We start from the raw sequence: 21,493 nt of genomic DNA, 5'->3' as shown, positions 1-21,493 counted from the left end.
CCTTCGTGAGCCGTCGAGGAGGTCGGTGGAGGCGGTCAGGCGAGGCGGCCCGCCATGAGTTCCCCAACCATGATCGCGGCGAGGTTCGTGTTGGCCCGGGGGACGGACGGGAAGATGGAGGCGTCGACCACGCGCAGCCCTTCGAGGCCGTGAACGCGGCAGGCCGGATCGACCACCGTCGTCGCGTCATCCGCGGATCCCATGCGGCACGTGCTCGTACCGTGTTGCGCGTCGACCACATGGGTCAGCAGGTGGTCGTCCAGACGTCCGTCGTCGTCGAGCGCGGCGAACAAGGCGGCGTTGTGCTCCGGGACGGGGGCCCGGACGACCGACGCCACTTCCGTGCCTGCGGCGAGCGCCGCCAACTCCCGTACTCCTTCGCGCAGTCGAGTCAGATCACGAGGGTCGGACAGCATGCGCTCGTGGACCAGGGGCTGCACGGTGGGGTCTGCGGAGACGAGCCCGAGGTGACCGCGGGAGAACGTCTGGTTCAGCCACACCCCGACCCCGCCCGCGGGCAGGTCGGTGTCGGCCGCGGCCATGGACAGCACGTTCTGGTTGAGTGACACGAACATCATGTCGTTCACGTGCGCGCCGGGCCCGCTCGTGTAGCGGACGCAGACGTTGGTGTGCCGGTCGTCGGGCGTCTTGATGGCAGCTTCCCGGGTGAGCGGAAGTTCCACGACGATCATGGGGTGGTCCTGCAGACCGCTGCCGACGGGCAGGTCAGCCCGTACGGCGATGTCCAGCGCACGCAGCCGGGCGGACGGGCCGACGCCGGAGCGCAACAGCACGGCGGGAGAGTGGATCACCCCGGCGCTCAGCACGATCTCGTCGGCGTACTCGGTCACCGTCGCCCCGTCGGCCAGTACGCGGACCCCGACCGCGCGGTTGCCCGAGAACACGACGCGGTCCACCAGGGATCCGCCGCGGACCGTCAGGGTCGCGAGGTCGCGGGCGGGCTCCAGATAGGCATCGTTGACCGAGACCCGGCGCCCGGCCCGGGAGTTGATCGGGTAGGGCGATACCCCCGTCGCGCCGGGGGCGTTCACATCCGGTGCCCAGGCGTGCCCCGCGGCGCGTGCCGCCTGGTGGAGTACGCGGTCAGCGCCGCCCCAACGGGCTTGCGGCGTACGGAAGATAGGGGTGGGCCCGTCCTGCCCGTGGTACGTCTCGGAGCCGAACTCCGCGTCGTTCTCCAGTTTCGCGAAGTACGGCAGCACGTCTTCGCGGGACCAGCCGGTGCAGCCCGCGGCGGCCCAGTCGTCGAAGTCCTCCATCGGCGGGCGAATCGCGATCTGCCCGTTGACCGACGAACTCCCGCCGACGCCGCGGCCGCGCCAGTACGGGATCTGCGGTTGCCGGTCGGTCCTGGTGGCGTTCAGGCCGGGCCACACCAGGTCCTGCGCGGCGGTCGGGTCAAGAAGGGCCCGGACCGGATTCGGGGAGCGCCAGACCTCCGGCATCGCGGCGGAGCGGTAGTCGGATCCCGCCTCGAGCAGCAGCACGCGCCGCCCGGCGGCGGCCGACCGGGCGGCCAGCACGGCCCCCGCCGACCCGGCACCCACGACAATCAGATCCCAGCCTGTTTCGGGCATACGGCACCTCCGGCAGTCAGATGAGCGAGATCCGCGACAGACTCGGATCGCCGTGAAAGGTAGACTGCAACCAGCTCAAAGTTCAGTCAAGAGTGAACGTTCGATCCACATTGATCGATGGAGTGGACCGATCTCATCGATCCATCGACGACCGATCCGTGGACCATCGATCCGAGGAGGCGCAGGTGTCGGCAGCGGGGGACGCGGGATCCGGTGGCGCGGCCGCACTCATCGAGGACTTCGGCCTGCACATCGGCCAGGCCATGGGGTGGCCCCGGATGGCCGGGCGCACCGCGGGAGTCCTGATGACGAGCGAGACCCCTCTGACGCTCGCGCAGCTCATGGACGCGCTCGGCGCCAGCAAGGGCTCGATGTCGGAGACGACGCGCCTGCTCATCACCAACGGCACGGTGGAGCGGTACAAGCCCGCGGGGTCACGCCAGTTCGTCTTCCGCTGGCGCGACGACGCCTGGGTGGGCTGCTTGCAGCATCAGCTCGAACAGACCGCTCAACTGCGTGCCCTGGCCGAGCGGGCCCAAGGGCGGGCCGAGGGACTCCCACCTGAGCAGCAGCAGCGCGTGCGGCGGATGGTCGAGTACTACGCCTTCATGACGCAGCGGCTCGAAGTGCTCCTTGCGGAGTTCACCGCGAGCCAGGCGCCGGGGGCGTGACGGCGCGTACCTCCCGTAACTCTGCATTAGCATCCAGGCATGGCTGACACCCCTGCGAGCGACACAGTCGAGGGCGTACCGCGGTCATGACTGTCGACGAGCAGGACGCTCGCCGGATCCACCGACTGCCGGTGGACCGAAAGGCAGCCGCCGCCCTGAGTACCTGGGCTGCCGCCACGAACGAGAGCACCCTGGACGCCACTTACCTGGACCTCTCGGGCGCCGATCTCTCCGGCACCGATCTCGGCCTGACCCTGTTCTGCCCATCCGTGGCGCGCGGCATCCGTCTGCGGGACGCGGACCTGTACCGGGCGAACCTCGGGTGGGCCGATATGGAAGGCGCGGATCTGACGCGGGCTGTGCTGGTCAAGGCCGAGCTCACCGAGACCATCCTGCGCGACGCGGATCTGACCGGCGCCAACCTGGGCAGCGCGGAACTGTACGACGTCGACGCGCGCGGAGCCCGCTTCCGCGCGGCCCGGCTGAACGGTGCGTCGCTGCTCGGCAACACCCGCCTGGAAGGCGCCGACTTGACCGACGTCTCCGTCGCGGACACCAGCTTCCAGGCCACCCTCGACGACGAGACGCGCGTGGCCGGTATGAGCGGCACCGTCTTCGGGCCTGCCCATGCCACCGCCCCGGACGGCACCCGGCACGAGCTGGCCGGCCTCGCGCTCGAACTGTGGCTGACCGAGCGCGGCGCAGCCGTCCAGGTCCTCAACTCCCTCGCCGACACCACGGCAGCCAGGAGCGGGAGATGTGGGCCGGGGCTGACGAGAGTGTGTCGATGGCCAGTACCACCAAGGTCATGACTGCCTTGGTGGTGCTCAAGCATCCGGAGTGGCTGGACCGGCAGATCACGGTGAAACAGGAGTACCGAGACTACGTAACGGAGACCGGCGCCAGTACGGCCGACCTCCAGACCGGCGACAAACTGACCGTCAAGCAGTTGCTGCACGCCATGCTGATCCCGTCCGGGGCGGACGCCGCGATGGCCCTGGCCGACAACTTCGGCTCCGGGAACACCACGGAGGCGCGGATCGCCGACTTCGAGAACCAGATGAACACCGAAGCGCAGCAGCTGGGCATGACCGGCACGCACTTCGACTCCTTCGACGGCATCTCGCACGGCGACAACCGCAGCACCGCCCGCGACCTGGCCAAGCTCGGCCAGCGAGCGATGCTGCAGCCGGTGTTCGCCGACGTCGTGAAGAACAAGCAGTTCAAGGCCGAGGCTCCAGCGGCCAACGGCCACACCCGGTACTACACCTGGGACAACACCAACGAACTGCTGAGCACATACGACGGCGCCCTGGGCATCAGGACCGGCAGCGGCGCGGAGGCCGGCCACTCCCTCGTCTTCGCCGCCGAGCGGGACAACCGCACCCTGGTCGGCGCGATCATCGAAGCCGACAAGGACCGCTTCGACGACGCCACCAAGATGCTCGACTGAGGCTTCGCCCACTGACCGGATGGCCCCCGGCCTGCTCGTTCCGGCGCCCGCCCCGACAGCGGGAGCTGGAGCGCAGCCCGCCTACCGGGTGGATCGATACCGCCGTCTCATTGTCGTGTTCTCTATGTGAGACGGCGCTCCGGGATCTCTGCGGGGATGCCTATGGTGGTGCGCATGTTCGGACCCGCCCGTCAGCTTGCTCTCGCGCTCTTCGCGGCCACGCCGTGGAGCGTTGACGACGCGCTCTGTCGCCGCTGACGTCTCGCGCTCTGCGCTCACGCGATCACCGCCTGTCCGATCCCCTCCCGTTCCCGGAGACCTCCTTGACCACCGCTCCCGCTGCCGGGGTGCCGTCCCGGACCGCCCTGCTCACCCCTGCTCCCACCTCCGCTCCCTCCCCAGCGACCGAGGCCGCGCCGCCGGTCCGGCGAGTGCCGCTGGCGGTCGCCGGTGCCATCGGGGTCGCCCTCGCCGGGTATGTCTTCGCGGAGCACGGGGCCAAGCCCGGCGTCCTGCTGCTGCTCGGCATCGGCCTCGGGTTCGCCCTGTTCCACTCCCGGTTCGGCTTCACCTCCGCCTGGCGGCAGCTGGTGGCCGTCGGCAACGGCACCGGGCTGCGTGCCCACACCCTGCTGCTCGGGACCACCGCTACCCTCTTCGCCCTGATCATCGGCAGCGGCAGCGGCCTGTTCGGTTCCGTGCCCGCGCCCAGCGCAGGGCCGATCGGAGTGGCGCTGCTCATCGGCGCGTTCCTCTTCGCCGTCGGCATGCAGCTCGGCGGCGCCTGCGCCTCGGGGACCCTCTTCGCCGTCGGCTCCGGCCAGGGCACCATCGTGCTCACCCTCTTCGGCTTCATCACCGGCTCCACCCTCGCCGCCTGGCAGTTCGGCCTCTGGAACAAGCTGCCCGCGCTCGACCCTTACGTGATGTCCGACCACATCGGCTGGTTCGGTTCCTGGGCGGTGACGATCGTGGCGCTCGCCGCGATCTGGTTCATCGCCCGTGCCGTGCAGGCTCGCCGCACTCCCCCGCCGGTCGGTAACCCGCCATCCGCGCGCGGCGCCCTGCGCCGTACGGTGCGGGGTTCTTGGCCGCTGGCCGCGGGAGCCGTCGTGCTGGCCCTGCTCGGCGCGGGTGTACTGCTCGTCTCGGGCGGCGCCTGGGGCATCACCAGCGCGTTCGCCCTGTGGGGCTCGAAGGTCGTGAGCGCGCTCGGCGGCTCGCCGGAGACCTGGGCGTTCTGGCAGCAGCCCGGCAGCGCCGCCCAGCTGTCGGGGCCGGTGCTTGCCGACAAGAACAGCCTCACCGACATCGGCATCATGGTCGGCGCGGCCGTCGCCGCGGCCGCCGGTGGCGTGTGGCAGCTGCACCGCAACATCCCCGCCCGCACGGCGCTCGCCGCTGTCATCGGCGGCATCCTGATGGGCGTCGGTGCCCGCCTCGCGGGCGGCTGCAACATCGGTGCCTACCTTGCCGGTATCGCCTCCGGGTCCCTTCACGGGTGGATCTGGGCCATCGTGGCCATCCTCGGCACCTGGGCCGGCTTGCGCCTTCGCCCGTTGTTCGGCCTGGGCAACCCGAAGCCGACGGACGGCGTCTGCTGACCTGACGACCTGCACCACCACCCCCAACTACCCGACGTCGGCGCGCTGTTCTTGCGCAGGCATCCGCCGATCCAGGCCGCAAGCGCGCCTCCAGGGGGCTCGGTGTCTGATTTCCGCCAGCACGTCGCCCCTCGGCACTCCTACGCTGCGGCTATGTCATCCCCCTTCGCCGGCATCATCGACCGCTATCTGCTCGCCAGTTCCGAGTTCACGCGCAGGTTGCACGCGGTAGGGCCCGAGGAATGGACGGCGCCGACCCCTTGCGCAGAGTGGGACGTACACCACCTCGTCAACCACATGACCCGGGGAAACCTCAACTACGTCTCCCTGCTGGACGGCGGCTCGGCCGCCGAATTCATCCGGCTCCGAGACAGCGACGCCCTGGGCGGCGATCCGCTGGGCGCCTACGTGCGGTCGGTGCGGGAGTGCGCCGCGGCGTTCCGCAGGCCCGGTGCCCTCGATCAGATCCTGGATTACCCCCTTGGCCCGGTGACCGGAAAACAGGCCCTCGCCGTCCGCACCACGGACGCGACCATTCACACGTGGGACCTGGCCCAGGCCATCAACGCCCCCGAGGAACTCGACCCCGGGCTCGTCGCCTGGATCGTGGACCACCTCACCGACATCTACGCCGGCTTGGCGGAGTCACCTGTCTCCGCCAACACCGCTCACCGCTTCTTCGCCGCCCCAGAGGCCCCGCCCCTTGCTCCGGAGTCCCGGCAGGCCCGCTTGTTGCGGCTCATGGGCCGCTGAGCGGCTCCGCCAGTCGTAAGTCACCCGACCCGTATTGCGTCTGCCGGAACCTCGAAGACGATTGTGAGTCCGTCGCGCTCGTTCCCCTGCTCTCCGACGCGCGTGAAGCCGAAGCCCTCGATGGAGGCCAGGGAGGCGATGTTGTCGGATCCGATCCTGGCGCGCACGGTCCTGACACAGGGGTCAGCGGCGGCCCTGACGAGCAGTTCCCTCAGCATGGCGCGGGCATAGCCCTGGCGCCGGTACCCGGGCACGACGGTGTAGCCGACCTCGACCAGGCCGGCCTCGTCCGGCGGCCCGTGAAACCCCGCGTCGCCGACGACGACCCCGTCCGGTACGGATACCGCGGCCCGCGTGATCCAGGGCGCGGCAGAGGGGTCCTTGGCCAGCTGGTCGGCGCGGTAACCGAAGATCCAGCGAGCCCGGTCACCAACGAAGTGTTCGTCGAGGGCGACCCCGGCCTCGGCGCTGCCGCCGGCGAGGTCACCGTCGGCGAGCGCCCGCAGCGCCTGTGCGCTGAGTTCGACGAAGCGGACGCGTTTGGGGAGGGAGAGAGGTTCGTTGTTCATCGCGGCGATGGTCACCCAGCACGGGAGGACTGTCCACTGCTTTACTGCTTCGGCGGACTTGGTGATCCGTGATCGGGGATCTGTGATCGGCGCGGCCAAGCCATGGCTCAAGGCTCCCGGCGGGCCCGGTCGCTGGGGTCAGGTTTCCTTCCGCCGGGCGCGGGCCGCTTCCATGCTGGCCATGGGCCCGCCCCCTTCCCCCGCCTCCGGCCCGTAGAAGCGGACGCCGCAGGCGCCCCCGCGCCGTCGGCGGCGTTCTCGCTCGGGGCGATGCGACGCAGCAGGAAGCCGGCGGTCAGGGCCATGGGGAACATCACCACCGCGTACACCGCCGAGGGAATCGCCATCCGGGTGCTGTCCAGCAGCGAGGGACTGAGGGCGATGGCCATCGACAGCGTGGTGTTGTGCATGCCGATCTCGAAACAGGTGGCGACCGACTGGCGGTGGTCGCCCCGGCCCAGCCGAGTCGCACCGTAGCCGAGGATCAGGGAGATCGCGCCGAAGAGGAACACGACGATCCCGATGTCGGCGAGATAGCCGAGCACGTTCTCCCGCTCGGCAGCGACCGCGGCGATGACAATGCCGACGAGCGCGGTGACCGCCGTCACCTTGACCACCTGAGTGGAACGCTCCGCAAGATCTGGATTGCGGTGTCGGACCCCCATTCCCGCAGCGACCGGAACCAGCACGACGAGGAAGACCTGCAGCGTCTTGTCGAAGCGCAGTCCTAGCGCGTCGTCCGTTCCGGTCATGAAGTGATCGAGCGAGAGATTCACGACGATCGGCAGCGTGACGACGGCAATCACCGAATTGATGGCGGTCAACGTGACGTTGAGGGCGACGTCACCGCCGAAGAGATGGCTGAAGATATTGGCCATCGTGCCGCCGGGAGAGGCCGCGAGCAGCATCATGCCGACGGCCAGCGCGGGGCCCAGGTCGAAGGCCATGACCAGGCCCAGACAGGCGGCGGGCAGCAGCACCAGCTGGCAGGTGAGCGCGACGGCCACAGTCCGCGGGTACGCCGCGACCCTGCGGAAGTCGACTACGGACAGGCCGAGTCCGAGACCGAACATGATCACGGCGAGGACGGCAGGCAGCAGATAGGTGGTCAGCGGCGAGTCCACGTGAACAGCCTCCGTGAGGCTGCTTGAAAAGTCCACGGCCGTGCAGCCGGTGCCCGCGCACCGCAGCGGGCGCGGTGCGCAGTGTGGTCAAGACGCCGCCTTGCGCCATTGGTCCTACGCGGATTCCAGCAGCCCCTTGAGCCGCGTCAGGTCGGCGACGACCGTGCTTGCGTCGAGCTCGAATTCCGCGTCGCTCGCCTCCGGCTGCCGGCGGATGGTGAACACCACCTCGCACGCCTTGCCATCAGCGATCACGCGGACCGGGTTGTACACCGTCTGCCCCGACGGCAGTGTCACATTGTGGTCGAGCACGCCCAGGTCGTTGCGGGGCACGAAGCTGACCACGACCCGACCCATCGGGGACGACTCCGCTACCCACTCACCTCCCCGCTGTTCGACGCTGTCTCCCAGGCCGTGGGCCCAGGCGGGGAGGTTGGCGGGGTCCGACGCGAAGGCGTAGACGTCCGCGGCGGTGCGGTCGATGCGGACACTGAGGTGCCGTGATTCCTTGTCGGTACTGATCATGACGATGACGTTAGCGGCCGGTGCCATCGCGGTCTTGAACGAATCGGACCGTGCGGTGCACCCTCCAGGCCCGCCCGATTTCATAGCGCCCGGTACCTGAAGTACCACGCCCCGGCGCCGTGTCGCGCCGCAGATCCTCATCCCTCCGCCTTGCGTTCGACGAGATACCGGCCGTCGCGGGTGAACCCGGTGACGGCCGCGCCCTCGGCGAGGAGCCCGCCGAGGGTACTGCGCAACGCCGCCCGCCATGCGTAGGCGGCCTCCGGTCGCTCCCCGCGCAGTGCCTCGATGTCGGAGGGGATTTTTACGGTGACGCAGGGGCCGCCGAGGGAACCAAGCACCGGCAGCCCCTCGGCATCCGCATCAAGGCCTAACGCAGCATCCGGAGGTACAGCCGCCTGGTCCCGCGGTCGGACGCAGGCCTCGGCGACGGCCGGGTCGGCCAGGTGCCAGGCGACGAGTAACCGGTCGGATCCCTGGCCCTTGTTCATGCCGTCGTCCATCACGCCGTAGAAATCCGGCAGGTACTGCCCGGCGACCGCGCCCAGCTTGGCGAGGTTGAAGTAGGCGTTGCGGCTGACCAACGGGTCGTACGTCCACGTCACTTTGGTGATGGAGCGTTCCAGCGCCCAGGCCCGCTGGTGGACCTTCAACGCGAACCCGATGTTCCGGCCACGGGCCCGCGCGTCGACGCCCGCGATGTGCGAGTGCAGCCCGGCCTCCGCGAGGAAGCCGACGCACACACCGGTCAGCCGGTCGGTCTCGTAGGCGCCTGCCACATAGCTGCCCGAGTGCTGGAAGGCCCGCAGCAGCGCCGTGGTGATCAGCGGGTTGCCCGCCGGAGGGCGCCAGACTCTGTCGAGCAGGACGCAGGCGGCCCGGAACTCCACCTCCTGCGACAGCTCCCTGATGACCACGCCGGACCGTCGCTGAGCCAGGTCGGACGCCGTCACGGACGCCTCGATGAGTTCACTCACGCCTGCTCTCCGATCAACTCTCCTACGAGAAAGGCGAGTAGCGTGGTCCGGCAGGTCTCGGACCGGGTCAGGGTGCGGAAGGTGTGCGAGCCGTGCTCGTCGCCGGCGGCGAGGGTTGTCTCCTGCCTGATGTGCTCAATCACGGTCGCCTCGCCGATGTTCGGTGGCGCGGGCGACGCTGGAACTCCCACGAACTCATCCCGTCGACTCCTCGGTGGTGGTGATCAGTGGTGGTGCTCCCGAACGCCGGCATCGGGAGCCGTTGCGTGCACGCCGCCCGCGCCCGACTCCGCCCGGGGCGATCCGATCTCCGGATGCTCCGGGCAGAGGCGGGGCGGGGGCTCACTGCGGGGCGGGTCAGAACAGTTGCAGGGGACGAGCCGTCGGGCGTGCGGTCGTGCCCTCGGGATCGCCACCGGAAGCGGAGCCAGAGTCGGGGCAGAAGACCGCCTGCATCACGTCGACCGAGATGCCGCCCTGGTCGACCCAGTCACCGTTCATGTGAGTGCTGGCGAACTTCGAGCCGTCGCGCAGGCCCATCGACCACGACAGCGAGCCGTGGATCGTGCCGCCGTGTCCCCATACCTGCACTCCGCATGACAGCTTCTGGGTGATCATGCCGAGGCCGTACCCGGTGTTCGGGATCCAGTTCACGGTCGGTACGGCGGTGAACATGGCCTTCTGTTCGGCGGGACGCAGCAACTTGCCGCTGAGCAGGGCCGTGTAGAACCGGGTGATGTCGCCGGACGTGGAGATCATGTCCCCGGCCGAGCCGGCCCACGAGGCGTTCAGTTCGGTCACGTCATGGACCGGGGCCGTGGGGTCGGGGAGCAGGAGCTTGGAGTAGGCCTTGCCGTGCGGCCCGTAGATGCTGGTGCTCTGACCCGGCAGATACGTGTTGGCCAGGCCGAGCGGCGCGATGATCCTCCGGGTCACCTCACTCGCGAGCGGGCGCCCCGTCACCTTCTCCGCGATCATCCCGGCGAGGATGAAGTTGGTGTTGGAGTAGGCCCACGAGGTGCCCGGTGCGAAGTCCGGCGCATGGCTCATCGCCGTCTTGACGAGTTGCTCGGGTCGGACGCTGTCGAAGCGGTGCTCGAGGAAACCCGGACCGACCAGTTTGGCCACGACCTCCGGATCGTTCGTGTAGTTGAAGATGCCGCTGGTGTGGTTGAGCAGCTGCCGTACGGTGATCTTGCTGCCGTCGTGCCCGTTGCCCTGCACCACGCCCGGCAGCCACTTCTCGACGCTGTCGTCGAGGCGAAGCCGTCCCTCCCCCACCAGCTGCAGCAGCACGGTGGCGGTGAACGTCTTGGTCGTGCTGCCGATCCGGAACCGGTTCACGGCCTGTGGCTTGCGGCCGGTCGCGGTGTCGGCGACGCCGGCGGATCCGAACCACTTGCTCTTGCCGTCCTGGACCTCGGCGAGAATGCCGGGAGCCCCTCCCTCGCGCACCGCTCGGTCGAGCGCACGCTGGACGGCGTCGTTCCCCTGGGCGGGCTCCGCGGACGCGGATGCGGACTCGGCCACTGACACAGCCGGTACAGCGGCCATGACCATTGCCGCGATGCTCGCGATGAGGACAGCTCTGGAACGACGGAACATGGGGGCTTCCTTTCGTAGCGAGGCTGGCAGATACGTACTCCCGGGCAATGCCTCCCGGGAGCCGACATCGTCCCCAGCTCCGGCACCCCCTGGCTAAGGGCTGCAGGCCCAAATCCCGTGCACCGAATGGTGCCGCAGCACAAACCAACCGGGGCACAGCCGCATCCGCACCCGCATCCGCACCCGCACCCGCACCCGCACCCGCCAAATGACCTTTGTCCGACGGCACATACGAGTGCACTCCCGTTCGTGCAGCGGTCCGAAGAGGCGTCCCCGCAGCTGCCCTACCGTTCGCTGTCACCCCGACACGACCTGCGCGACCCGCACTGCCTGCACTACCCCCACCCCCACGACCTCGACTGCCTCGCGCTGCCGTACGACCTGGAGGTCCATTCATGACGCCCCGCACGCATTTGACGGCCCTGCTGCTCGCGTCCGCATTCGCCCTGACCGCCTGCTCCGGCGGCGGATCGCGCACACCGGCCGCCGGTGACCGGACTCTGGTCATCGACACGTCCTTCGACCTCAAGACGGCCGACCCGGGACGGATGTACGAGGCGACCGGCCTCTTCATCGGGAAGGCGGTGTACGACACGCTGCTCACCTTCGAGGGCGGCGATGTGACGAAGCCGGTACCGGCTCTGGCCAGGTCGTTCAAGCTCTCGGACGACGGCAAGGTCCTGACACTCAAGCTCCGTTCGGGGGCCAAGTTCAGCGACGGCTCCCCGCTCACCGCCGACGACGTGGTCTTCTCGCTGACCCGCTTGCGCGACATGAAGGGCAACCCGTCGTTCCTCCTCGACGGGGTGAAGGTGGCCAAGACCGATGATTCCACCGTCACGCTGACGTCGAAGAAGCCCAACCCCGCACTGCCGTACATCCTGCCCAACCCCGTGCTCGGGATCCTCAACAGCAAGGTCGCCCAGGCGCACGGCGCGACGACCGATGCCAAGGACAAGGCGGAGCAGTACCTCAACTCCGCGTCGGCCGGGTCGGGCCCGTACGTGATCGACTCCTTCAACGTCAGCAACCAGGTGGTGCTGCGGGCCAACAAGAAGTACTACGGCTCCCCACCCGCGTACGACAAGGTCGTCATACGCAACGTCGAAGCAGCGACGCAGAAGCTCAACGTGCAGCGCGGTGACAGCCAGGTGGCCCTGAACCTCTCCGGCGACCAGGCCAAGAGCATGCCCGCCAATCTGCGGGTGACGCGGACCGCGTCGGCCAACGTGATCTTCCTGCTCGCCACGCGGAACAAGGCGATCAGCAAGACGACCTCGAATCCGAAGTTCGTCGAAGCGGTACGCAAGGGCGTCGACTACCAGGGGCTCCTCGAACTGGCCGGTGAGGGATCGGAGCAGGCGCCGGGCATCATCCCGTCGCAACTGCTCGGCGCATTCCCGCCGGAGCAGGCACCCGAGCGGGACGTGGCGGGCGCCAAGGCGGCGCTTGCGGCGAGCGGGCTGAAGAACCCGACGGTCAAGCTGGAGTATCCGAGCGAACTCACCGTCAACGGCCTGTCCCTCAAGCCACTGGCCGAGCGCGTCCAGGCCAACCTCAAGGAGGTCGGCATCACCGTCGACCTCGCGCCCGCTCCCCTCTCCACCGCGGCGGACAACTACCGCAACGGCAAGGAGGAGATGGGCCTTTGGTACTGGGGGCCCGATCACCCGGACCCCAGCGGCTACCTGGTGTTCCTGCCCGGCAAGCTCGTGGGTCTGCGCCTCGGCTGGAAGGCGGGTGCGGACAAGAAGCTTGAGGCAGCCGGCGAGAAGGCGGCCACCGAGATCGGCGATGACGCGCGCGAGAAGGCCTACGCCGACGTACAGAACAAGCTGAACGCATCGGGCCCGTACGTCCCGCTCCTTCAGCCCAGCCAGAACATCGTGACGGCCACCTCGGTGACCGGTCTCAAGTACCACCCGGTGTGGACCGTCGACGTCGCCGACCTGGGCGTGAAGTGACATGACCACCCTTCACGATCGCGTGCGGCGCCGAAACCGGCCGCTCGCCAGGTTCCTCGTCCGCAGGATCCTCATCGCGCTCCTGCTCGCCTGGGGCATCACGCTCGTGACGTTCGTGCTGACGAACATGGTTCCGGGCGACCCGGCCGCCGCGAATCTGGGGCAGCAGGCGCTCGGCGACCCGACAGCCGTGGCGCAGTGGCGGGCCGACCACGGACTCGACAAGTCACTCCCGCAGCAGTACTTGCTGTTCCTTCAGGGGCTGCTCCACGGCGACCTGGGCACGAGTCAGCAGTCCCACCGACCGGTCAGCGAGGACCTCGCGGAGTTCGTGCCCGCGACGCTGGAGCTGGCAGGCGCGGCCATCATGGTGTCGCTGGTGCTCGGCGTGGCCTTCGGCCTGATCGCGGCGCTGCGCCGGGACCGCACGGCGGATCACGTCCTGCGGATGCTGAGCCTGATCGGCGTCTCGGTACCGACCTTCTGGCTGGCACTCCTCGCGTTCTACGTCTTCTTCTACCGTCTGCGGCTCACCCCCGGCAGCGGCCGCGTCGATCCCGCTCTCGGCGCCCCGCAACACCTCACCGGCCTGCATACGCTGGACGCCGCCCTGTCCGGCCGATGGGACATCTTCGGCAGCGCACTCGGCCACCTGATCATGCCCGCACTGGTGCTCTCGCTCTACACCATCGGGCTGCTGACCCGCTTCACCCGCAGCGCCGTCCTGGAGGTGCTCGGCCAGGACTACGTGCGTGCGGGCCGGGCCAAGGGGCTGCCGGGGCGGGTGATCCTCTTCCGGTACGTACTGCGCTCCGCGCTGGTGCCGATCATCACGGTGGCGGGCCTCGCGTTCGGCAGCCTCCTGTCGGGCACCGTCCTGGTCGAGGCGATCTTCGCCTGGCAGGGGGTCGGCCAGTACGCCTACAAGAGCGCCACCGCCCTGGACCTGCCGGCCATCATGGGCGTCGGCCTGGTGGTGAGCGGCGTCTACCTGGCCATCAACCTGATCGTGGACGTCCTGTACGGCGTGATCGACCCCCGGGTGAGGCTGCGATGAGCCGACCGACCGCTGTACTGACTGCCGTACCGACCGCTGTACTGAGCACCCTCAGGCGACTGCCCGACGCGTGGCGGCGACCGCAGGCCGTCATAGGAGCCGCGGTGGTGCTCGCCTGGCTGGTGATCGCCGCCGCCGCGCCCCTCCTCGCACCGCACGACCCCCTCGCCCAGGAGCTGCCCCGCCTCACCGGACCGGGCCCCGGGCACTGGTTCGGCACCGACCAGCTCGGCCGCGACATCCTCAGCCGGGTCCTGTACGGCGCACGCGTGTCGATCACGCTCACCCTGCTCCTGGTCGCCCTCTCCGTCCTGATCGGCGGGTTCCTCGGTGCCGTCGCCGGCTATTTCGGCAGGTGGGCGGACGAAGCGATCATGCGCCTTGCCGACCTCGTCTTCGCCTTCCCGACGATCATCCTGGCCATGGTGGTGGCGGCCGCGCTCGGCGCCAGCCTCACCAACGCGGTCCTTGCCGTGCTCGTCGTGGCCTGGGCGACGTACGCACGCGTCAGCCGCGGCCTGGTGCTTGCCGTGCGCGAGCAGGAGTACGTGCTCAGCGGGCGGCTGCTCGGCTTCTCGGTGTGGCGCTCGCTGCGGGTGGACGTACTGCCCAACGTGGTCGGACCGGTCCTGGTGCTCGCCACGCTCGACATCGGTACGGCGCTGCTGCTGCTCTCCGGTCTGTCGTTCCTCGGCCTGGGCGCCAAGCCGCCGTCCGCGGAATGGGGGGCGATGGTGGCGTCGGGCGTGGAGGTGTTCGATAGCTGGTGGGTGGCAACGTTCCCGGGCCTCGCGATCCTGACGGTGGTCCTCGCGTTCAACTTCCTCGGTGACACGCTGCGCGACGCCCTGGACCCCCGAACTGCCCGCAAGGTCAAGGAGCGTGCCCTGTGACCCTCACGATCACCGAGCTGCGGGTGACGATCCGTGGGACACAGATCCTGTCCGGTGTCGACCTCGCCCTGCACAAGGGAAAGGTGCACGGCCTTGCGGGCGAGAGCGGGTCGGGCAAGACCATGACGGGCTTCGCCGTGCTGGGACTCCTGCCGCCCGGGGCTAGGGCGAGCGGCCGGATCGAGCTTGCGGGGCGCGACCTGCTCGGGCTCCCGGACAAGGAGCTCAACCGGGTACGCGGCAACGACATCGCGATGGTCTTCCAGGATCCGTCCACCAGCCTGCACCCCATGCTGAGCGTGGGCAGGCAACTGACCGAGCACATGCGCCTGCACCTGGGCATCGGCCGGGCCGAAGCTCGCGAGCGCGCCATGGAGCTCCTCGCCAAGGTCCGCATCCCCGCCCCCGAGCAGGCGTTCACGCGCTACCCGCACCAGTTCTCGGGCGGCATGCGCCAGCGCATCGCCGTCGCGGTGGCGCTGGCCTGCGATCCGCAGGTACTCATCGCCGACGAGCCCACCACCGCCCTCGACGTGACCGTGCAGGCCGGGATCCTGCGACTGCTGCGCGGTCTGTGCGACGAACTCGGCCTAGCCGTCCTGCTCATCACCCACGACCTCGGCGTCATGTCGGCGATCGCAGACGAGGTGAGCGTGCTGCGTGACGGCCTCGTCGTGGAATCGGGCCCGCGGGACTCCGTACTGCGCAAGCCCTCGCACCCCTACACCCGCTCCCTGCTGGAGGCCCTGCCGTGACCCTGCTCAGCATCACCGACCTCGTCGTCGAGCACCGCTCCCCCGGCCGGCCCGCCGTCCGAGCCGTCGCCGGGGCCGGCCTCACGGTCGCCAAGGGCGAAGTCGTGGGCCTGGTGGGCGAGTCGGGGTGCGGCAAGTCGACGCTGGCCCGCGCCGTCTGCGGGCTGCACGCGGCGGCGGGCGGCTCCATCACGTTCGACGGCCGGCCGGTCACCCCGCTCGGCCTGCGGCGCAGGGAGCTGACCGGCATCCAGATGGTCTTCCAGGATCCCTACGCCTCCCTGAACCCGCGGCGCCGTGCCGGAGACCAGATCGCCGACGGCCTGCGCGTCCGCGGCGACTCCGACACCCCGGCCGACCTGCTCGAACGCGTCGGCCTGCCCCGCTCGTTCGCCACCCGCCATCCGCACGAGCTCTCCGGCGGGCAACGCCAGCGCGTCGCCATCGCCCGTGCCCTGGCCGCCCGCCCCCGCCTGCTCATCGGCGACGAACCCATCTCCGCCCTCGACGCCTCCGCCCAGTCCCAGGTCGCCGCTCTCATGCGCGACCTGGCCGTGGAGGCGGGCGCCGGCCTGCTCTTCATCAGCCATGACCTGTCAGTGGTCCGGTTGATAGCCGACCGGATCGCGGTCATGTACCTCGGCAGGATCGTCGAGGTCGGCGAGACCGCCTCCGTCTGGAACTCCCCCCAACACCCCTACACTCAGGCCCTTTTGCGCGCCATTCCGCACCCCGATGGCCTCGGGACCCTGCCGGCCGAGCTCGCAGGCGACGTCCCCGACCCGGCCGACCCGCCTCCGGGGTGCCGCTTCCACCCCCGCTGCCCGCACGCGATGGACATCTGCCGGGTGCGGGAGCCTGACTTCGGCCCGGCCGCGTGCTGGCTGCATGCCGCCTCGTGAACCGGGCCGCTCGGCGGGCGGTCAAGCGGCGGGTCAAGCTCTCCTCGCCGCCGATACTCCCGCCAGCGCGCGCACCGACTTCTGCTGGCCCCGGGTTCCGTGATCGTGCAAGGGTGGATCACATGACAACAGAGCGATTCGAAGTGCAGCGCCAGATTGCCGCGTCCCCGGACAAAATCTTCGCCTTGCTGTGCGACCCGGCCGGACATGTGGCCATCGACAGCTCAGGAATGCTGCAGTCCGCCGAGGGCAAGCCTGCCCGCGGGGTCGGCGACACATTTGTCGTCCACATGGACCGTGAGGCGTTGAACGACTACCCGATGGGCAAGTACGACGTCACCGTGATCATCACGAAGTTTGAGCAGGACGCCCTGATCGAATGGACGATCTCCGGCCAGGTGCAGCCTCCCATCCGACACCTCTACGGATACCGGCTCCAGGCCCGCGAGGGCGGCACTCTGGCCACGTCGTACTACGACTGGAGCGAGGTCGAGGAACGGTACCGGGACGCGGGCATCTTCCCCGTGATCCCCGAGGCGGCCCTTCGCGCGACCCTCGGGATTCTGGCGCGGAACGTCGAGTAGCGAAAACACTCGGCGTCCTACTTCCTCGACCGTTCCCGCCCCCATCGCGTCACCCACCGCCGGATTGCGTACCGGCACCCTGGGCACGGGGTACTGACACGCAGGAACGTTCTGTCTGCGTACAGCCGACGGATCGGGGCGGGGTATGGGCACGGCGACGACGGTTCCACAGACGCGGGACATGAAGGGCGAGGAGCTCTCCGGCGATGAGGGTTTCGTGGCGTTGCGTCACTACGGAGGCTGGCGGCTGCTGCGCGACGCCTTCATGCGGTTCCGCTACGCCGACGGGTTCAGCCACTCTCGGGCGCTGGCCCTGCAGACGGTCCTCGCGGTCATCCCGCTCGCGATCGTGTTCGTCGGCCTGTCGAGCGTGCTGCACACGCAGGACGTCGGCCGTTTCGCGGAGGTGGTCATCCACCGTATGGCACGAGGGCCGAGCGCGGATGTCGTCGACGAGGCGCTGACCCGCAGCCGCCGGACAGCGGGCGGTGGCACGCAGGTCGCTCTCTGGTTCGGCCTCGCCTTCTCGCTGGCCAACGTCACGACGGCGATGTGCCAGATCGAACGCGGCGCCAACCGGATCTACGGCAACGAACGTGACCGCCCCTTCCACCGGAAGTACCTGCGTGGCCTGGCCATGGCCGTCACCGCGGGCCTGCCCCTGGGACTGGGCTTCGTCATCATGGTGGCGGGCCGTGACTTGGCGGCAGCGGCGGTGACGGTCTTCGGCGTCGGGCACCAGGTGAGCACCGTGTTCGGGGTGGTTCGCTGGCCTTTGGGCTTCGTGCTGGCACTCGTCTCGGCGAGCATCATCTTCCGGCGCGCGCCCCGACGGCGCCAGCCCGGTTACACATGGCTGGCTTTCGGTGCGGCGGTCTACCTCATCCTGTGGACGGGCCTGACCGGCCTCCTGAGCCTGTACCTCTCGGTCAGCGGCTCCTTCGACACTGTCTACGGCCCGCTCAGCGCCTTCATGTCCTTGCTGCTGTGGGCCTATCTGACCTCGATCGCCCTGTTCCTGGGTCTGTCCTTCGCGGCCCAGCTGGAGGCGGCGCGGGCCCTGAAGCCCGGGCCGGTCGAGGCGGATCCAGGGGTGTGACACCACATCAGGGCCACTTCCTCCCCGTGAAGGCCCAGCGCACCTGACGCCACTCGGGTCCCTGCTGCCGGTCGACGAAGCGGAGCCGAACACTACAAGTTTCACGAGGCGTTGAGTGGCAACACGGACTGCATGGCTGAAGAGAGAAGAAGATCTGATGACGGCGCCGGAAACTCTCGGCACAGCACGAGGACCACGGCCGCCAAGGGGCGGTCCACTACGAGTACAGGGGCGCGCAAGGTGAACACCACCGCACAGAAGGCCAAGCAGGAATCCGCTGAGGCTGCCGAGAAGGCGAAGGGGTCCGCCGGGGAGGCCGCCGACGCCGCCAGCTCTGGTGCGCATGCACTCGGCCACGCGACGCAGCGTGCGAAGCAGGTGGCAGCCGCGGGCATCGAGACTGGCAGCAAGACAGTCGCATCGGCCACCGGCAAGGTCACCTCGACGGCAGTCGCCGGCTGGACGCTGGTGAAGAACCGCAAGGCCATTGCCGCAGGTGCCGCCGCAGGTCTGGTCAGTGTGGTCGGTGTTTCCTTCACCGCCGGGCGCCGGACAGCGAAGATCCAGGGCGGACCGCTGACTCGGCTGACGCATGGACGCATCTGACTTCTTGCTCATAAACCAACCACTTCAGGCGTCAGGGTGGAGACGGCTCAGCCGTCTCCACCCTGACGCCTGAAACCGTATAAGGCACTACCTCTCATCACCTCCCATCGACCCGGGCGCCAGGTTGTCGTGAGGCGCATGTGTAAGCCGTGAAGAGTTCGCGCATGATTCTCAGGATTCAGTCACAGGCGCAGAAAACTCGGAGGCTTCACTCGGCGCTTCCGAACAACCCGGCGCCGACCACACGATGGGAGACCGATCAACGATGTTCACTCTGGTACGGAGCAGAGTGCGGGTGGCCGCGCTCGCGCTCTCGGCCGTCGCGGCCCTCGCCTTCGGCACGACCGCCACGACCGGCGCGGCAGCGGCCCCCGCTGCCACCCCCGCTCCCGCTCCCGCCGCGAAACAGGGGCCAACCTCGGTGGCGTACGTCGAGGTGAACAACAACAGCATGCGGAATGTCGGCAAGTACACCCTCGCCAACGGCGGTGGCAACGTCTTCGACGTCGCGGTGATCTTCGCGGCGAACATCAACTACGACACGAGCAAGAAGGCGGCGTATCTGCACTTCAACGAGAACGTGCAGCGCGTCCTCGACAACGCTGTCACGGAGATACGGCCCTTGCAGCAGAAGGGCATCAAGGTCGTCCTCTCGGTGCTCGGCAACCACCAGGGCGCCGGGTTCGCCAACTTCCCGTCCCAGCAGGCGTCCGCGGCGTTCGCGAAGCAGCTGTCGGACACCGTGACCAAGTACGGACTCGACGGCATCGACTTCGACGACGAATACGCCGAGTACGGCAACAACGGCACCGGCCAGCCCAACGCCAGCTCGTTCGTGTACCTGGTGACGGCACTGCGCGCGAACATGCCGAACAAGATCATCAGCCTCTACAACATCGGCCCGGCCGCGTCACGCCTTTCCTACGGCGGCGTCGACATCTCCTCCAAGTTCAACTACGCCTGGAACCCGTACTACGGCACCTGGCAGGTCCCCCGCATCGCACTGCCCAAGTCGAAGCTGTCGCCGGCGGCCGTCGAGATCGGCGGGACCTCGCAGAGCACGTCCGCCAGCCTCGCCCGTCGTACCGTCAGCGAGGGATACGGCGTCTATCTGACGTACAACCTCGACGGCACCGATCGCAGCGCCGACGTCTCCGCGTTCACCAGGGAGCTGTACGGCAGTGGCGCCGTCTACACGCCGTAAGGCAGCGGTAGGTCCCGTCGCACGCCGTTCCCCCGGGGTCTGCCGCATCCCGTAGGGCCGCGAACCGTGCAGGCCGCGCCTTCGACAACGATGTCGGAGGCGCGGTCGCGCGGGTGCCCGCACCATGACGCAGATGTGCGGGCACCGGCTGTCGATGACCTGCTTTCACTTCACGAGGACGGCACCGTGTCCTCGAAGGCGGTGCCCGCGCTGCGGTACGCGGCCAGCTTGGCGGCAACCTGCGCGGGGGTCAGGACCTGGTCCTTGACGTGCAGGACGTAGTCCACCTGCTGGTCGTACGCGCGCGGGCTGGTGCTGGTCTGTCCGGCGAGGTCGATCAGCCACTGGTTGAAGTTGATCGACATGGGCCGCTCCGGCAGATATGCGGCGTCGTGCGTGCCGAACTGCTGCCCGTCGACGTAGTAGCGGATGGAGTTGTTGTCGATCGTGACGATCAGGTCGTGCCATCCCGCGTAGCTCTGCCGGCTCTCGGTGTGCTGGTTGACAGCCTGCCAGGGGTCTGGGTTGTAGGTCTCCCAGGACGTCGTGTAGAGGATGTTCGACGGCTCGCCCCAGCCGCCGTTGGGCAGGTACTCGAAGTCGTACTCGGCGTAGTCGTCCGCCATCGGCGCCTTGAGGTCGTTGATGGTGAAGAACGTCTGCACCAGGTGGTCCCCGTCCGGTCCGCTCTTCGGGGCGTCGCTGAACTTCACGCGCGCCGCGTACGTCCCGTTCTTGAACTTCAGGGCCTTGGTGAGCACTTCGGTCTGCTTGGTGCTCTCGCCCGTGCCCGCTGTCGACGTCTCCAGGTTCATCACGGAGTTACCGCCGGAGGAGGAGAACGTCACGTTCTGCGGCGCCCAGGTCGCACCCGGCACTCCGGGACCGCCGGAGTTGGAGCGCACGTTCCAGCCGTGTGCGGAGATGGCCGGGTCGTCGTACTTGGTGTAGGTGAAGTCGTCGAAGAGGGTCCCGCCGGGGCCTGGCGGATCGGTCGGGTCGGTGGGATCGGTCGGATCTGTGGGGTCGTTGCCCTCGGGGGCGGTGCCCCAGACCGTCGCTCCGTCCAGTTGGGCGGTGACCTTCGACCAGTTCGCGTAGGAGCTCTGCGCGGCGCTGAAGGAGTAGTCGTCCCGCTGGTTCAGGGACTGCCAGTCGGAGCGGTAGAAGCGGAGCTGGAGGTCGCCGCTGTCGGCTCCGGCGGGGAGGGAACCGGCGCCCGAGGTGAAGCCGATCTCCAGGTAGCGGTCGGCGTTGGCGGTCGGGTGGGCGAGCGTGCCGAAGGTACCGGTGATGTTGCCGCAGCCCTTCACGGCCCATGAACAGGCGAAGCGGTAGGTGGCGCTCGCCGAGTCGGCCTTGAAGTAGTAGCGCAGCTTCACGCCGCTCAGTGCCACGGAGGACGTGCCGGTGTTCTTCACCTTCAGCCACGGTTCGGCCTGGTCGCTGCCGGTGGAGCCGGTGTGGTGCTGCACCGACACGCTACCCGCGGCGGCGCCGGCCTCGGTGGCGGGCAGCGCGGCCAGGCTGGTGCAGCCCATCAGGGCGAC

Annotated in this window: 23 protein-coding genes; 15 read left to right on the top strand and 8 right to left on the bottom strand. The window is 68.9% G+C overall.

Features of this window, described 5'->3' with window-relative positions:
• Positions 1 to 35: 35 nt before the first annotated feature.
• Positions 36 to 1,598, bottom strand: a complete 1,563-nt coding sequence (locus OG302_RS40865; RefSeq protein WP_371749811.1) for a GMC family oxidoreductase — start codon at positions 1,596 to 1,598, stop codon at positions 36 to 38.
• A gap of 158 nt (positions 1,599 to 1,756) precedes the next feature.
• On the opposite strand from OG302_RS40865, the gene OG302_RS40860 reads away from it, so the two are divergent.
• The 5 genes from OG302_RS40860 (at position 1,757) to OG302_RS40840 (ending at position 6,079) form a co-directional block, all read left to right on the top strand.
• Positions 1,757 to 2,269 carry a GbsR/MarR family transcriptional regulator gene (locus OG302_RS40860; protein ID WP_371749810.1) on the top strand — a complete coding sequence of 171 codons (513 nt, stop codon included), beginning with the start codon at positions 1,757 to 1,759 and terminating at the stop codon, positions 2,267 to 2,269.
• A gap of 86 nt (positions 2,270 to 2,355) precedes the next feature.
• Entirely contained in the window at positions 2,356 to 3,081 is a 726-nt protein-coding gene (locus tag OG302_RS40855; RefSeq protein ID WP_371749809.1) for a pentapeptide repeat-containing protein, read from the top strand.
• Positions 3,057 to 3,722 (top strand): D-alanyl-D-alanine carboxypeptidase family protein, encoded by a 666-nt coding sequence (locus OG302_RS40850; RefSeq protein WP_371749808.1) that lies wholly within the window; start codon positions 3,057 to 3,059, stop codon positions 3,720 to 3,722. Before OG302_RS40855 ends, OG302_RS40850 begins: the two co-directional genes overlap by 25 nt.
• A 323-nt stretch (positions 3,723 to 4,045) precedes the next feature.
• A complete protein-coding gene (locus tag OG302_RS40845; protein ID WP_371749807.1) occupies positions 4,046 to 5,326 on the top strand; it encodes a YeeE/YedE family protein in 1,281 nt (426 codons plus the stop codon).
• Positions 5,327 to 5,479: 153 nt separating this feature from the next.
• Entirely contained in the window at positions 5,480 to 6,079 is a 600-nt protein-coding gene (locus OG302_RS40840; protein WP_371749806.1) for a TIGR03086 family metal-binding protein, read from the top strand.
• A 20-nt stretch (positions 6,080 to 6,099) separates the two neighbouring features.
• Here the strand turns inward: OG302_RS40840 and OG302_RS40835 are convergent, their stop codons facing one another.
• The 6 genes from OG302_RS40835 to OG302_RS40810 all read right to left on the bottom strand — a co-directional run bounded on the left by OG302_RS40835 (position 6,100) and on the right by OG302_RS40810 (position 10,879).
• On the bottom strand, positions 6,100 to 6,648 hold the full coding sequence (locus tag OG302_RS40835; RefSeq protein WP_371749805.1) for a GNAT family N-acetyltransferase: 549 nt from the start codon (positions 6,646 to 6,648) through the stop codon (positions 6,100 to 6,102).
• 107 nt (positions 6,649 to 6,755) lie between these two features.
• Positions 6,756 to 7,772, bottom strand: a complete 1,017-nt coding sequence (locus OG302_RS40830) for a bile acid:sodium symporter family protein (protein ID WP_371749804.1) — start codon at positions 7,770 to 7,772, stop codon at positions 6,756 to 6,758.
• Between the two features lie 114 nt (positions 7,773 to 7,886).
• Positions 7,887 to 8,297 (bottom strand): SRPBCC family protein, encoded by a 411-nt coding sequence (locus OG302_RS40825; RefSeq protein ID WP_371749803.1) that lies wholly within the window; start codon positions 8,295 to 8,297, stop codon positions 7,887 to 7,889.
• 137 nt (positions 8,298 to 8,434) lie between these two features.
• On the bottom strand, positions 8,435 to 9,274 hold the full coding sequence (locus tag OG302_RS40820) for a GNAT family N-acetyltransferase (RefSeq protein ID WP_371749802.1): 840 nt from the start codon (positions 9,272 to 9,274) through the stop codon (positions 8,435 to 8,437).
• Entirely contained in the window at positions 9,271 to 9,465 is a 195-nt protein-coding gene (locus OG302_RS40815) for a hypothetical protein (protein WP_371749801.1), read from the bottom strand. Before OG302_RS40815 ends, OG302_RS40820 begins: the two co-directional genes overlap by 4 nt.
• Positions 9,466 to 9,631: 166 nt before the next feature.
• Positions 9,632 to 10,879 (bottom strand): serine hydrolase domain-containing protein, encoded by a 1,248-nt coding sequence (locus tag OG302_RS40810; RefSeq protein WP_371749800.1) that lies wholly within the window; start codon positions 10,877 to 10,879, stop codon positions 9,632 to 9,634.
• Between the two features lie 249 nt (positions 10,880 to 11,128).
• Here OG302_RS40810 and OG302_RS40805 point away from each other — a divergent pair, with 249 nt between their 5' ends.
• The 10 genes from OG302_RS40805 (at position 11,129) to OG302_RS40760 (ending at position 19,943) form a co-directional block, all read left to right on the top strand.
• On the top strand, positions 11,129 to 11,278 hold the full coding sequence (locus tag OG302_RS40805; RefSeq protein ID WP_371749799.1) for a hypothetical protein: 150 nt from the start codon (positions 11,129 to 11,131) through the stop codon (positions 11,276 to 11,278).
• Positions 11,275 to 12,843 (top strand): ABC transporter substrate-binding protein, encoded by a 1,569-nt coding sequence (locus OG302_RS40800; RefSeq protein WP_371749798.1) that lies wholly within the window; start codon positions 11,275 to 11,277, stop codon positions 12,841 to 12,843. Before OG302_RS40805 ends, OG302_RS40800 begins: the two co-directional genes overlap by 4 nt.
• Before the next feature lies 1 nt (position 12,844).
• Positions 12,845 to 13,900: an ABC transporter permease gene (locus OG302_RS40795; protein ID WP_371749797.1), complete on the top strand. Its 1,056-nt coding sequence runs from the start codon at positions 12,845 to 12,847 to the stop codon at positions 13,898 to 13,900.
• Positions 13,897 to 14,793 carry an ABC transporter permease gene (locus OG302_RS40790; RefSeq protein WP_371749796.1) on the top strand — a complete coding sequence of 299 codons (897 nt, stop codon included), beginning with the start codon at positions 13,897 to 13,899 and terminating at the stop codon, positions 14,791 to 14,793. Before OG302_RS40795 ends, OG302_RS40790 begins: the two co-directional genes overlap by 4 nt.
• Entirely contained in the window at positions 14,790 to 15,548 is a 759-nt protein-coding gene (locus OG302_RS40785) for an ABC transporter ATP-binding protein (RefSeq protein ID WP_371749795.1), read from the top strand. Before OG302_RS40790 ends, OG302_RS40785 begins: the two co-directional genes overlap by 4 nt.
• The gene (locus OG302_RS40780) at positions 15,545 to 16,450 is read left to right on the top strand and encodes an ABC transporter ATP-binding protein (RefSeq protein WP_371749794.1); all 906 of its coding nucleotides are present in this window, start codon (positions 15,545 to 15,547) and stop codon (positions 16,448 to 16,450) included. The genes OG302_RS40785 and OG302_RS40780 overlap by 4 nt, the downstream gene beginning before the upstream one ends.
• Positions 16,451 to 16,572: 122 nt before the next feature.
• A complete protein-coding gene (locus OG302_RS40775; RefSeq protein ID WP_371749793.1) occupies positions 16,573 to 17,034 on the top strand; it encodes a polyketide cyclase in 462 nt (153 codons plus the stop codon).
• Positions 17,035 to 17,179: 145 nt separating this feature from the next.
• Entirely contained in the window at positions 17,180 to 18,133 is a 954-nt protein-coding gene (locus OG302_RS40770; protein ID WP_371749792.1) for a YihY/virulence factor BrkB family protein, read from the top strand.
• A 240-nt stretch (positions 18,134 to 18,373) separates the two neighbouring features.
• Positions 18,374 to 18,739, top strand: a complete 366-nt coding sequence (locus OG302_RS40765) for a hypothetical protein (protein WP_371749791.1) — start codon at positions 18,374 to 18,376, stop codon at positions 18,737 to 18,739.
• Positions 18,740 to 19,004: 265 nt separating this feature from the next.
• Positions 19,005 to 19,943 (top strand): endo-beta-N-acetylglucosaminidase H, encoded by a 939-nt coding sequence (locus OG302_RS40760; protein WP_371749790.1) that lies wholly within the window; start codon positions 19,005 to 19,007, stop codon positions 19,941 to 19,943.
• Positions 19,944 to 20,113: 170 nt separating this feature from the next.
• On the opposite strand, the gene OG302_RS40755 is transcribed toward OG302_RS40760, so the two are convergent.
• Positions 20,114 to 21,484, bottom strand: a complete 1,371-nt coding sequence (locus OG302_RS40755) for a cellulose binding domain-containing protein (protein ID WP_371750382.1) — start codon at positions 21,482 to 21,484, stop codon at positions 20,114 to 20,116.
• Positions 21,485 to 21,493: the final 9 nt, after the last annotated feature.

It is taken from the genome of Streptomyces sp. NBC_01283 (genome assembly GCF_041435335.1).
In the GTDB taxonomy this organism is placed as follows: Bacteria; Actinomycetota; Actinomycetes; order Streptomycetales; family Streptomycetaceae; genus Streptomyces.
Note: the sequence above shows the minus strand (reverse complement) of the source record. Positions and strands in the feature narration are given on the sequence as shown.

What these genes read in the sequence shown, in the direction of transcription:
- OG302_RS40865 (WP_371749811.1), bottom strand. Translation starts at nt 1,598, where the DNA reads ATGCCCGAAACAGGCTGGGATCTGATTGTCGTGGGTGCCGGGTCGGCG.
- OG302_RS40855 (WP_371749809.1), top strand. Translation starts at nt 2,356, where the DNA reads ATGACTGTCGACGAGCAGGACGCTCGCCGGATCCACCGACTGCCGGTG.
- OG302_RS40850 (WP_371749808.1), top strand. Translation starts at nt 3,057, where the DNA reads ATGGCCAGTACCACCAAGGTCATGACTGCCTTGGTGGTGCTCAAGCAT.
- OG302_RS40840 (WP_371749806.1), top strand. Translation starts at nt 5,480, where the DNA reads ATGTCATCCCCCTTCGCCGGCATCATCGACCGCTATCTGCTCGCCAGT.
- OG302_RS40835 (WP_371749805.1), bottom strand. Translation starts at nt 6,648, where the DNA reads ATGAACAACGAACCTCTCTCCCTCCCCAAACGCGTCCGCTTCGTCGAA.
- OG302_RS40825 (WP_371749803.1), bottom strand. Translation starts at nt 8,297, where the DNA reads ATGATCAGTACCGACAAGGAATCACGGCACCTCAGTGTCCGCATCGAC.
- OG302_RS40810 (WP_371749800.1), bottom strand. Translation starts at nt 10,879, where the DNA reads ATGTTCCGTCGTTCCAGAGCTGTCCTCATCGCGAGCATCGCGGCAATG.
- OG302_RS40800 (WP_371749798.1), top strand. Translation starts at nt 11,275, where the DNA reads ATGACGCCCCGCACGCATTTGACGGCCCTGCTGCTCGCGTCCGCATTC.
- OG302_RS40795 (WP_371749797.1), top strand. Translation starts at nt 12,845, where the DNA reads ATGACCACCCTTCACGATCGCGTGCGGCGCCGAAACCGGCCGCTCGCC.
- OG302_RS40790 (WP_371749796.1), top strand. Translation starts at nt 13,897, where the DNA reads ATGAGCCGACCGACCGCTGTACTGACTGCCGTACCGACCGCTGTACTG.
- OG302_RS40775 (WP_371749793.1), top strand. Translation starts at nt 16,573, where the DNA reads ATGACAACAGAGCGATTCGAAGTGCAGCGCCAGATTGCCGCGTCCCCG.
- OG302_RS40770 (WP_371749792.1), top strand. Translation starts at nt 17,180, where the DNA reads ATGGGCACGGCGACGACGGTTCCACAGACGCGGGACATGAAGGGCGAG.
- OG302_RS40760 (WP_371749790.1), top strand. Translation starts at nt 19,005, where the DNA reads ATGTTCACTCTGGTACGGAGCAGAGTGCGGGTGGCCGCGCTCGCGCTC.
- OG302_RS40755 (WP_371750382.1), bottom strand. Translation starts at nt 21,484, where the DNA reads ATGGGCTGCACCAGCCTGGCCGCGCTGCCCGCCACCGAGGCCGGCGCC.